The organism is Planococcus sp. SSTMD024 (assembly GCF_041320495.1).
In the GTDB taxonomy this organism is placed as follows: domain Bacteria; phylum Bacillota; class Bacilli; order Bacillales_A; family Planococcaceae; genus Planococcus.
In genome coordinates this window covers 1-11,651 of the sequence record NZ_JBGGNS010000019.1, presented here as the reverse complement: position 1 = coordinate 11,651, position 11,651 = coordinate 1, and the positions used below count along the sequence as shown (strand labels likewise).

The 11,651-nt window shown below is 52.9% G+C and carries 9 protein-coding genes, 1 pseudogene and 2 riboswitches; of the genes and pseudogenes, 6 read left to right on the top strand and 4 right to left on the bottom strand.

What is annotated here, in order from left to right; all coding sequences use genetic code 11:
- Positions 1 to 17: 17 nt before the first annotated feature.
- A complete protein-coding gene (locus AB9R92_RS03870; protein WP_370668195.1) occupies positions 18 to 578 on the top strand; it encodes a GNAT family N-acetyltransferase in 561 nt (186 codons plus the stop codon).
- Between the two features lie 200 nt (positions 579 to 778).
- Positions 779 to 2,374 carry a long-chain-fatty-acid--CoA ligase gene (locus AB9R92_RS03865; RefSeq protein WP_370668194.1) on the top strand — a complete coding sequence of 532 codons (1,596 nt, stop codon included), beginning with the start codon at positions 779 to 781 and terminating at the stop codon, positions 2,372 to 2,374.
- A gap of 47 nt (positions 2,375 to 2,421) precedes the next feature.
- Here the strand turns inward: AB9R92_RS03865 and AB9R92_RS03860 are convergent, their stop codons facing one another.
- Positions 2,422 to 2,976 (bottom strand): TVP38/TMEM64 family protein, encoded by a 555-nt coding sequence (locus tag AB9R92_RS03860; protein ID WP_370668193.1) that lies wholly within the window; start codon positions 2,974 to 2,976, stop codon positions 2,422 to 2,424.
- A 22-nt stretch (positions 2,977 to 2,998) separates the two neighbouring features.
- Positions 2,999 to 3,763 carry a helix-turn-helix domain-containing protein gene (locus AB9R92_RS03855; protein WP_370668192.1) on the bottom strand — a complete coding sequence of 255 codons (765 nt, stop codon included), beginning with the start codon at positions 3,761 to 3,763 and terminating at the stop codon, positions 2,999 to 3,001.
- A gap of 276 nt (positions 3,764 to 4,039) precedes the next feature.
- Positions 4,040 to 4,148: riboswitch (SAM riboswitch) on the top strand.
- Between the two features lie 74 nt (positions 4,149 to 4,222).
- Positions 4,223 to 4,330, top strand: a riboswitch (SAM riboswitch).
- 66 nt (positions 4,331 to 4,396) lie between these two features.
- Here AB9R92_RS03855 and acsA point away from each other — a divergent pair.
- Positions 4,397 to 6,100: an acetate--CoA ligase gene (acsA, locus tag AB9R92_RS03850; protein WP_370668191.1), complete on the top strand. Its 1,704-nt coding sequence runs from the start codon at positions 4,397 to 4,399 to the stop codon at positions 6,098 to 6,100.
- Positions 6,101 to 6,267: 167 nt separating this feature from the next.
- Here the strand turns inward: acsA and AB9R92_RS03845 are convergent, their stop codons facing one another.
- A complete protein-coding gene (locus tag AB9R92_RS03845) occupies positions 6,268 to 7,527 on the bottom strand; it encodes a YeeE/YedE family protein (RefSeq protein WP_370668190.1) in 1,260 nt (419 codons plus the stop codon).
- Between the two features lie 199 nt (positions 7,528 to 7,726).
- Between AB9R92_RS03845 and AB9R92_RS03840 the strand changes: the two genes are divergently transcribed.
- Positions 7,727 to 8,122 carry a VOC family protein gene (locus AB9R92_RS03840; RefSeq protein ID WP_370668189.1) on the top strand — a complete coding sequence of 132 codons (396 nt, stop codon included), beginning with the start codon at positions 7,727 to 7,729 and terminating at the stop codon, positions 8,120 to 8,122.
- Between the two features lie 214 nt (positions 8,123 to 8,336).
- Positions 8,337 to 9,227: a DMT family transporter gene (locus tag AB9R92_RS03835; RefSeq protein ID WP_370668188.1), complete on the top strand. Its 891-nt coding sequence runs from the start codon at positions 8,337 to 8,339 to the stop codon at positions 9,225 to 9,227.
- 553 nt (positions 9,228 to 9,780) lie between these two features.
- Here the strand turns inward: AB9R92_RS03835 and AB9R92_RS03830 are convergent.
- Positions 9,781 to 10,149, bottom strand: a pseudogene (locus AB9R92_RS03830) (winged helix-turn-helix transcriptional regulator).
- A 134-nt stretch (positions 10,150 to 10,283) separates the two neighbouring features.
- On the opposite strand from AB9R92_RS03830, the gene AB9R92_RS03825 reads away from it, so the two are divergent.
- Entirely contained in the window at positions 10,284 to 11,504 is a 1,221-nt protein-coding gene (locus tag AB9R92_RS03825) for an MFS transporter (RefSeq protein ID WP_370668187.1), read from the top strand.
- The last annotated feature ends 147 nt before the right edge of the window (positions 11,505 to 11,651 follow it).

Below are 11,651 nucleotides of genomic sequence, written 5' to 3'. Positions count from 1 at the left end.
AACAGGAGGCATGCGTGATGATACTGGAAACCGAACGGCTCTGGTTGAAGCCTTATCAAGCGGACATGGCGGATAGGGTTTACGCCGTGGTTAAAAAACGGGAAATTGCCGAAATGATGCTGATGATTCCGCATCCGTATCCGAGAAAGCAACTCGACGGGTGGCTCAACTATGTCCAAAAAAGCTTTGACATCGGCCATGCCTTTGAATACGCGGTCTACACAAAAGACCAACCCGCCCGCTACATCGGCAACTGCGGATTGGTCTCCATTTCAAAGGCCCACCGTTCAGGGGAAATCGGCTATTTTATCGACCCCACCGAGTGGGGGCAGGGCTATGCGACAGAAGCGTGCCAAAAAGTGTTGGACCAGGCATTCACCGAACACGGCCTGAACCGCGTGTTCGGCCGCTGTCTCGTGCGCAACCCTGCGTCGAGGCGGGTGCTTGAAAAAGCGGGCATGGCCTTTGAAGGGCGTTTTAAACAAGAGTTTTTCATGGACGGCGCCTACGAAGATATCGATTACTTGGCGCTGCTGGCACAAGACTACGCCCCAACGAAACACAAGACGCAGTGCTGAATGCCTGCCGCTTGCCTTGAATTCGGTAGCCGCTGGTGGAACAGCCATTTCTTGACGGTGGATGGAATTGTGCTATAACACAAAAAATGTATTGTTTCATTTTTCCGCCAATTCCGAAACTTCCGTTGACAGCCCGTGTGCGCCTTTCTATACTTGATATATAACAGTTGGATACAAGAGACACGAGAGGGGTTTTGGAAATGATCGTACCATTGACACCGCTGGACTGGAAACGACGCGCAGTCAAGTATTACCCGGACAAGGTAGCCGTCATCGACGGAGACAAGCGCTTCACGTATAAGGAGTTTGCCCGCCGCTCCGACCAGTTGGGAATTGCCTTACATAATGCAGGCATCCAGGAACAAGACCATGTCGCCGTGATGCTGCCGAATACCCATTACATGCTCGAGGCGTTCTACGGTATTCCGCCGCTCGGTGCGGTTATCGTGCCGCTAAATTACCGGCTGTCCGCGAAAGACTTGGGTTATATCATCAAACACAGTGACGCGAAGATGCTGATTGTCGATGCGGAATACGCCAAGATCATCGAAGAGATCCAAGGCGACTTGCCGATCGACAAATACATCATCGCACCGGCTGAAGGGCATGAGACGAACCTTCCGGGCATCGGCTACGAGGAATTTATCGGAGCCGTCACAGACGAAGAGCAATTGCCTGTTGTGGAACTCGATGAAAACCAGATGCTGTCGCTGAATTACACAAGCGGCACGACGTCGAACCCGAAAGGCGTCATGCAGACACACCGGACGAATTATTTGAACGGTGCAAACTTCCTGCATCATTTGGAGATTAAATTCGACGATGTCTATTTGCATACCTTGCCGATGTTCCACACAAACGGCTGGGGCGGTGTGTGGGCGATCACAGCAGCAGGTGCCACGCATGTGTGCTTAAGAAAAGTTGACCCGCCGCTCATCCTCGATTTGTTCGAAAGCCACGGCATCACCTCGTTGTGCGGCGCGCCGACGGTCGTCAACATGCTGGTCAATGAACCGAAAGCGAAAGACATTGAATTGAAGACCAAAATTCGCATGGGCACGGCCGGCGCGCCGCCCGCTGCGGCACTTATCGCCAAAGCCCAGCAGACGCTCGGCCTCAACATGATGCACGTCTATGGGCTGACCGAGACTTCGCCGTTCATTTTGTATTGCGAATGGAAAAACGAATTCGATGAGCTGGATGCGGAGCAGCAGGCGAGCATCAAGGCGCGCCAAGGCATTGAACTGGCCTTTAACGGCGAAACAAAAGTCGTCAGCCAGGAAGACGGAAAAGAAGTCGCCTGGAACGGCAAGGAACTCGGGGAAATTGTGACGCGGGGCAACGTCGTCATGGCAGGCTATTACAAAGATCCGGAAAAAACCGCCGAAGCGATCCGCGATGGCTGGTTCTATACGGGTGACCTCGCCGTGACGCATCCGGACGGCTTTATCGAAATCCAGGACCGCATCAAGGACATGATCATCTCGGGCGGTGAAAACATTTCGTCCACCGAAATCGAAGGCGTGCTGTATAAGCATCCGGCAATCGCGGAAGTCGCGGTCATTGCCGTGCCGGACGAGAAATGGGGCGAAGTGCCAAAAGCAATCATTGTCTTGCACAACGGCGCGGAAGTGACCGAACAGGAAATCCTCGACTATACGCGGGAGCACATGTCGCGCTTTAAAGTGCCGAAATCGGTCGACTTCGTGGAAGCTTTGCCGAAGACGGCGACGGGCAAGCTGCAGAAGTTCCAATTGCGTGAAATGTATTGGGGCGGCGGCAAGAAAGTCAATTAACGAACAGCAAAAAGCGAGAGATCCTCACAAGGGATTCTCTCGCTTTTTTAGTGCGCATCGGTTTTCGGCGTGCTGCGCTTTCGGAGGATGGCGGCCGTAACGACCATCACCAGTAAAGCCATGATCACGGCATACAGCACGGAGCGGGGCAGCCACAAAGTCAGCCCGAACGCGACGGCAATTTCAACGGCCACTGCCGGCAGCTTGCCAATCGAACTCGCCGCAAAAAAAGCGGGCGTCGAAATCCGGGTCAGCGCGGCTCCCGCCGTGACGGCGCCGGACGGGGCAAATGGCAGCAAGCGAAACGCGATGACCGCCCAAAATACAGCGGCATTCTGTTGGCGCAGGAAAAACCGAAACCACCGCAGTTGCTGCCAAGCGGGCGGCATGTGCTTGGCGCCGTAACGGTAGAGCCAAAAGCCGAAGAGCGCCCCGATGATTTCTCCGCTGACGGACAATACGCTGCCGCCGGCCAGTCCAAAACGATCCAGGTTGACCGGGGTGATGAGGAGGCTCGGAATGAAACCGAACGCGCCGATGGCAATATTAAGTAGCAGGAGCGCTGAAAATTCCAATGAGCGGTAGATGAATTCGATCGTCATGAGTGGTCTCCTTTGAATGGCATTACACGCCGTCCGTTTGATGCAGGCGGTAACACCGCGGGGTCATGCCGCTATGGCGTGTGAACGCCGCGTGAAACTGCGTAGCGCTCTTGTAGCCGCACCGGGCGGCGATGGCTGCCACTTCCTCTCCAGTCGCACGCAATAACTGCTGCGCGCAGTCCAGGCGGCAGCCGATGACGAACTGAAGCGGTGTTTGTGTGCAGCGTTCTTTAAACAGGCGGCTGAAGTGGAATTTGCTAAGGCCGAACCGGGCGGCGGTAGCGGATAGGGAAAACGGCAAGTGGCAGTCTTCCTCCAATTCATGCAAGAGGTGAAGCAATCGGAAAGAATCCGTGGGCAGGGCAGATGCCGAAAGTTGCGTGATGCCGCATTCCATCCACAACAGTTCCACTATTTTTTGGCATTTGCTGCCAGAGGACGCAGCCGATTGAATTTCACGCTCGAGTTCCGCAAACAGTGAAGCGATAAACTGCGGGCTTTCCGCCTTCATGAATCGAACCGAAGACATGTTAGAGGCGGGGGGGCCAATCAGTGTTCTGATGCGCCCATCGGCACGGTCGAAACGATGCCAACAGCCTGTCGGGATCAACAGCAGATCGCCAGGTGACAGCGCCAGCCGCTGATCGGCGAGCGCGACTTCCCCCGTGCCGCTTTCCATCCACACCAGCTCTGCGGTCTGCTGATGGCGATGGAGCGGCACGGGGGAGGCATGAGAAACTCTTGGGTCGAGCGAATCAATGGTTTGGATCAAATACGGTTGAATCATGAACACCTGCACTTTTCATTAAAGTCTCTTGAGTATAGCAATAATCAAGAAAAAGGTCAGTATATTCCCGGTAATGGTTTTAATGAGATGGGCCATTCCGCAACAATTGAGAAAATCCTTTTTTCAAGCGGCGGCTGGTGCCACGAACCTAAAAGGGAATGCCTATTTAAAAAGTCGGAAAACAAGGAATATTTCAAGTTATTTGGAAGAAGTTGTTGACATCCCGGAAGTGCTCCCGTACCATTGTCGACATAGCGAATTTCATAGACAACCATCATCTTATCGAGAGCGGCGGAGGGAATTGGCCCTGTGAAGCCCGGCAACCGGCAAGTCTTACTTGCACAGGTGCTCCTTCCAACAGGCGAATGCGTCTGGCAGATAAGAGAAGGCACAACAGACCTTCTCTCGTGGAGGTCTGTTTTTGTTTTGGACATTCGTTTTTCAATTACATAGCAACACTTCTTATCACGAGTGGTGGAGGGATCAGGCCCGATGAAACCCAGCAACCGGCAAGCAATGCTTGCACAGGTGCTCCTTCCTGCAGTCCGCGAGGCTGAAAGATAAGTTGAGGACCGAATCCCCTCTTCTTTCGATGAGCGGGGTTTTTTCTATAGACAAAAGGAGGCACAACAGATGAGCAATCAACCATTGGCACCACGTTTTCAACCAGGGAACGAGCCGAACTTGCCGGACTATGACCAAGGGCGGCGATCTTTTTCCTGGCAGCAAGTGGAACGGCAATTTACCTGGAGCGAGACAGGAAAAGTCAACATGGCCCATGAATGCATCGACCGGCACGTCGAGGACGGCTACGGCAGCAAAACGGCCCTTCATTACATCAATGGTGAACACGAGGAGCACTGGACGTTCGACGAAGTGAAAAGACAAACCGACCACGTCGCGGCAGCCCTTCGAAGTGAAGGCGTCCGCCGGGGCGACATCGTCTTTATTTTCCTGCCGAAAAATGCCGATTGCTATATCAGTATGCTCGCAGTGATAAAACTCGGCGCCATCGCCGGCCCGTTGTTCGAGGCGTTCATGGAAGAAGCGGTGCGCGACCGCGTACAAGACTGCAGTGGGCGCTTTATCATCACCGACCCGGCGCTTGCCGTGCGCATTCCACGGGATGAGTTGCCGTCTCTGGAAAAGATTTTCATCACCGCCGGATCCGATCGCTGCCGAGCAGGGGAAATTTCCTTGACGGAGCTGTCAGAACAAACCACTGACAGCGGTTTTTCAACTGAATGGGTCGACTTGGAACACCCGCTCAACATCCATTACACGAGCGGCTCGACCGGCAAACCGAAAGGCATCATCCATGCACACCGCGCGATGATCCATCAATACCAGACCGGCCACTGGGTGCTCGATTTGAAAGAAGACGATGTCTATTGGTGCACGGCGCATCCGGGCTGGGTAACGGGCACCGTCTATGCGATCTTCGCCCCGTGGCTGAACCGCGCCACCATCGTCGTCAACGGCGGGCGTTTTGATGCCGATTCCTGGTACGCCACCATCGAGCGGGCAAAGGTCACGGTTTGGTACAGTGCGCCGACCGCGTTCCGCATGCTGAAATCAGCGGGGGCTGAGGTCTTGGCGCGCTACGACCTCCGTTCGCTGCGCCACATCCTGAGCGTCGGTGAACCGTTGAACCCCGAAGTGATCTATTGGGGAAGCGAGCAATTGGGCCTGCGCATCCACGATACGTGGTGGATGACCGAAACCGGCGCCCAGCTGATCGTCAATTTGCCGGCTGCAGTCATCAAGCCAGGTTCCATGGGGCGCCCGTTCCCCGGCATATCAGTCAGCATCCTGAACGACCAAGGCGAGGCGCTGCCAAACGGGGAGATCGGCCATTTGGCAATCCGCACCCCGTGGCCGGGCATCATGCGGGAAGTGTGGCAAAACGAGGCCAAATACCGGTCGTATTTCCAATTTGACGGCTGGTACTTATCCGGCGATTTGGCGATCCAAGACGAAGACGGCTACATCTTTTTCCAAGGGCGCAGTGACGACATGATCAATTCCTCAGGTGAGCGCATCGGACCGTTTGAAGTGGAGAGCAAATTGCTCGAACACGAAGCGGTCGCAGAAGCGGGCGTGATCGGCAAGCCCGATGCGCTGCGGGGAGAAATCGTCAAAGCATTTATCGTGCTCAACAGCGGCTATACGGTCAGCGATGAAGTAATCGAAGACATTCGCTTGTTTGTGCGTTCGAAACTGTCCGCCCATGCCGCACCGCGCGAGATCGAAGTGATCGAGGAATTGCCGAAAACAAAAATCAGCGGCAAGATTTTACGCAGGGAACTGAAAAACCGTGCGCCAGTCAACCAGTGAGCGGGAATCAGGGCCCTTGCGGATTCAGCTAATCGGGCACTTGGGCGGCTAGCTGACCGATAATGAACAGCGAATTTGCGGGACTCATTATCGGTCGTCATGTAAATGTAAAAGGAGGCTCCCTGTGACAGGGAGCCTCCTTTTTTATCGTTAAGCGATTAAAACCTCTAGCACACCGAATCGTTGGATTTCGGGACAGACAGGCCGAACAAGGGCCGCAAGTAAAGTGCGAAAAACGTACCGGCGAGTGCGAGAATGCCCCAAATATAGCCGTGCAGGCTAAATGAAGCGATGCCGCCGAAATACGCGCCGATGTTGCAGCCGAACGCGAGCCGCGCCCCGTAGCCCATCAACAAGCCGCCGACAACGGATGCCCAGAAATTGCCCATGGTGATTTTGGTGAACTTGAACAAGCCGCCAGCTGCGGATGCGAGAAATGCACCGAGAATGACCCCGAAGTTCAACACCGTGGTGGAATCGGCGAAAGTGGACGATTCGAGCATCGCGGCATTTGCGCCTTGCCAGTAGCCCCAGCTTGCGACGTCCACGCCGAAGAATCCGGCAATTTTTGATCCCCATAATGCGAATGCGGACGTGATGCCCCACGGCGTGCCGCGCGTCATCAAGGTCAGTGCGTTCAATACCGCAAGCGCGATCGCTGCGGCGAACAACGGCCACGAACCGCGGAAAATGCGTTTCCAACCAGTCGTTGTCGGAAGCGGCGCCATTTTCGGGGCGCGTTTCTTTTTCTCGATGATCAACGTGATCCAGGCGATGAGCCCGAACAACGCAATCGACACGAGCCATGCGCCGCCGTAGCCAAGACCAGTGGACGTCGCGAGTGACACCGGTTCAAAAGCCGGCATGTCTTCTGTCCAAAACGGCAAGTGATAGGCGCCGATCGTCGTTCCGATAATAAAGAACAACAGCGTGACGAACATGACCGAACGCCCGCCGCCGATCGCATAGAGCGTGCCGGAAGCACAGCCGCCGCCGAGCTGCATGCCGATGCCGAAAATAAACGCACCGACGACTAAGCTCACGCCGACCGGGGAGACGTACCCTGACACACCGGTGCCAAAGAACGAATAGCCGTACGCCAGAATCGGCGCGAAGAGCGTCACGGCAACTGCCAGCATAAGCATGTGCGAGCGCATCGCTTGGCCATTGCCGACCGACATGAAGCGCCGAAAAGCGGACGTGAAGCCGAACCGGGCATGGAATAAGGTATAACCGAGCAATAGCCCAAGCCCGAGCAAGATGGTTTGTGAAATGTGCTGTGTGGCGAGCAAGTAGACCGTCAACAATGCGCTGACGGTAAGTCCGCCGCCAATCAATGCTTTTTGCGGTGCGTCCAGTGCAATCGAATCGCGATAAACGGGGTCTTTTGCCTCGTCGACCGGTTGGACACGAGTCGAAGTTGTCATATAAACCATCCTTTTCTGAGTGATATAGTAGGGAATAAAACATTATATTAAAGGAGCGTTTGCGAGAAGTCAACGGAGCGGCTTGTGATGGACATACGCGCCGATGGGTTTGCCATGACGCAGCGGGGGAATTAGATAGTTAACACGATCTCCGGGCAGGGCAGCGACTGGTTTAGGAAGGGAAACGAGGTGAAAAACCATGGACCACAGCTTGTGGATCAATTTGCCGGTAAAGGATTTGCAGGCGGCAACGGCGTTTTATGAACAAGCCGGATTTTTGACGTTCAAAGCGGATTCGAGCAACGACCAGCAAGCGGCATTCTATGTGGAACGGCAGCACCTGTATGTGATGCTGTTCCCGCAAGAAACCTTTAAAGCCTTTACCGAGCAAGACATCGCGGACACATCGATCGGCAGTGAAGTGTTGTTTTCGCTGTCGGCCAAATCCCGTGAAGAAGTCGACAATCTCGTATTCCGCATCGAACAGGCAGGCGGCATCGTCTTTGCGCCGCCGGGTGAGCGAAACGGCTTGTACGGAGCGGGGTTTTCGGATGTGGACGGGCATCGCTGGAATTTCCTCGTGACGGAAGCATAATTTGATCCGTTAATTTAATGCCCACCCGGAATCGCACACGAGATGGCGTTTCCGGTTTTTTTGCTATGGAATGGGCTTTTGTCTGGAATCAATAATGTCCGGTTTTAAAGATAGGGAGACAACTGGAGCAAAAATGCGGTACGATAGGGGAATAGATCAAAAGTTTCGACTATTTCTGGATGAGTTTTTTCATGCAGCTAGGAGCGGGTGTCCTGTGAACAACAAATTCCTTTTCGCGTTTCTCGTCATCATCACGACCAGTTTGATGGGGTCTTCGTTTGCGGTCGGCAAAATCGGCCTCGACCACGTCTCGCCGTTGCTGTTGGTCGGGATCCGTTTTACGATTGCGGGCATTTTAATGGCCGTCTTTGTCAAGCTGTTCCGGCGCAAGCACCCGAGACAGCGTTCCGAGTGGCTGCATATTCTGGTTATCGGCTTTTTCCAGACCGCGGGCGTCATGGGCTGCATTTTCCTGAGTTTGCGGACGATCACGGCTGGGGAATCCGCCATTTTGACGTTCACCAATCCTTTATTGGTGGTGATTTTTGGCACCGTTGCACTCGGCATCCGCTACCGCATCGTTCAATGGGGAGGGGTGCTGCTTGGGTTTTTCGGCGTCTTCATCACGATGGGAAGCCAAGTGAACTTGGAAGTCGGCACCTTGTTCGGCTTCGGGAGCGCTGTGTCCTGGGCAATCGGCACATTATTGATCAAGTATTGGGGCATCCGGCTCGATACGTGGGTGCTGACGGCGTATCAAATGCTGTTTGGCGGCTTGATCTTGCTGATGGCAAGCAGCTTGTTGGAAACCCAACGACTGGCACTCAATCCCGAGTCGTTGTTCATTATTTTCTGGCTGGCGATTCCGGCATCGATCATCCAGTTTGCGATTTGGTTTTACCTGCTGCAAAACGGCAATCCCGGGAAAGTGAGCGCTTTTTTATTCCTGGCGCCGTTTTTTGGCGTCATCTCGGGATGGCTCATTTTAGGGGAGCAAGTCGGGGTGTCACTGATCGTTGGCGGCGCGTTGATCTTTACAGGCATATTCCTGGTGAATTGGCCGGAAAAGCGGCAGGAAGCGGCCATTCCTGGAAAAGTCATATGAAAGGGCTCGATAGCGGAATTATGCGAATAAAAGATGTTGATCGATCAATCAGGAGATTTTATGGATTAGTGACTGCAGCAAGAAGCCAGCCGGAGCGGTTTATGGCTACATAAGAACTGATGGAACTAAAAGGCGCAAAATGAATACGGCGATGCAGCGATGCATACATGAACTACACAATCATCATCAGGCTGACGACTTAAGAGTCCAGTTGATATGTGCCAAGCTGACAAACAACTAAACCCGAACCGGAACGGCTGATCAACAGCTGAACCGATTTGGTTTTTTGATTTACTGGTCATGTTAAGTAACGCAGTCTTCGTAGAAAAACACGACAAAATCACTCAAACAAACGCATAGCTCAGCAAATGAAAAAAACAGCTGGTTTCACTGAAAATCCCGGTTTCGTCTCACTGTCATGAGTATACTTATTAAATGAAACATAACTTCCTATAATTTATATTATGTAAACTAAATTTTAAAACAGCATTCCAGCCGTTTAACCCGTCCCCATCTCCCCGTACCATCTAGCTTTTTGGAGACCGGCTGCTGGCTATTTTAAATGGTCGTTCAAGACGCCTTCTTCCAGCACTTCGAATTTATCGCCGTGCACTTTCTCAATATGCATTTCGCCCCATTGTCACAACGAATCCAAAATGCCTTGCAAGCTCCAGCCATACTCACTTAGTTCGTATTCGACTTTTGGCGGCACTTGGTTGTAAACGATTCGGTTAATGATGCCATCAGCTTCCAACTCACGCAATTGCTGCGTTAACATCTTTTGTGTGATGTTTGGCATCAAACGCCGCAATTCACTCGTCCGTTTCGTGCCGTGCGTCAAATGGCAAAGAATCACCGTTTTCCATTTGCCGCCGATCACTTCCAACGTGGCTTCCACCGAAATATTATATTTTTTCACCATTTCTATTCCTCCCATAGGCACCAAAAAGTGCCTACAGCACTTTAAAGTACGTACTTCCTTTTAAAAACCTCGCCATCCATACTAGCATGTATCGAGCGAAATCGATCGATAAAAACGCTTTGGAGGAGAAACATATGTCTGCATCACAAAAAAGAAGCAATTTTGCCTTATTGGCATTGGCGCTAAGTGCTTTTGCCATTGGCACCACCGAATTTATCAGTGTCGGCTTATTGCCGTTGATTGCTGAAGATTTGGGAATTCCCGTCAGCACAGCGGGTTTGACTGTGTCATTATATGCGATTGGTGTCATGGTCGACGCCCCGGTACTGACTTCTGTCAGCTCAAATATGCCGCGTAAGTCGTTGCTGTTATGGATTATGGTCGTCTTCGTTATTGGGAACTTGATAGCGGCAACCGCCCCGACTGTCGGTGTTTTACTCGCTGCACGAGTTATTTCTGCATTGGCGCACGGTGTTTTTATGGCAATCGGTGCTACAATCGCTGCGGATCTGGTACCGGAAAACAACCGAGCCAGCGCCATTGCGATGATGTTCACCGGATTGACGGTAGCTACGGTGACCGGCGTTCCCTTTGGCACCTTTTTGGGCCAACAGTTCGGCTGGCGCACGGCGTTCATGGCGATTGTCGCACTCGGTGTCGTAGCATTGATCGGCAACGCTTTCCTTGTGCCGGGTAATTTGAAAAAAGCGGCGCGCACCACCTTGCGCGATCAAGTGAAGCTAGTGACGAATGGGCGCTTGCTGTTGGTCTTTGCCATTACGGCGCTCGGCTATGGCGGCACGTTTGTCGTCTTCACCTACCTGTCTCCGTTGCTCCAGGAAGTCACTGGCTTTGCAAGTGGAACGGTCACCATCATTCTTTTGAAATACGGCCTTGCCATTGCTGCGGGCAATACGATCGGCGGCAAACTTGCTAACCATAATCCCATTCGCGCATTGTTCTATATGTTCTTGATTCAAGCGGGCATCTTGCTGATGTTGTCGTTTACTGCCCCCTTCAAAATCGCCGGTTTGATCACCATCCTCTTAATGGGGTTGTTCGCGTTCATGAACGTACCAGGGCTTCAAGTCTACGTGGTGATGCTTGCTGAACGTTACGTGCCGAGTGCTGTGGATACGGCTTCTGCCATCAATATTGCTGCCTTCAATGCAGGCATTGCCATCGGAGCGGTGCTTGGCGGTGCGGTCGCAGATTCAATCGGTTTGATCCATACGCCTTGGATCGGGGCAGTTATGGTCTTGGGTGCCGTATTGCTGAGTGCTTGGAGCCGCAGTTTGGAGCAAGCTTCTCGGTGGAAGCCTTCAGCCCTCGTCCGGAAATCTGCTATAACTTAAAAGGTTTCTTCCAGTCCCTCAATCCGTCCATTTAAAAAGCCCCCATTCCGAATCGATTGACTAGACTGACATAGCGATTTGAGACAACCATAAAACACCTTCATTAGGCTGCTTGCGCCCCGAACTCTCGGGGTGACAAGTAGCCTA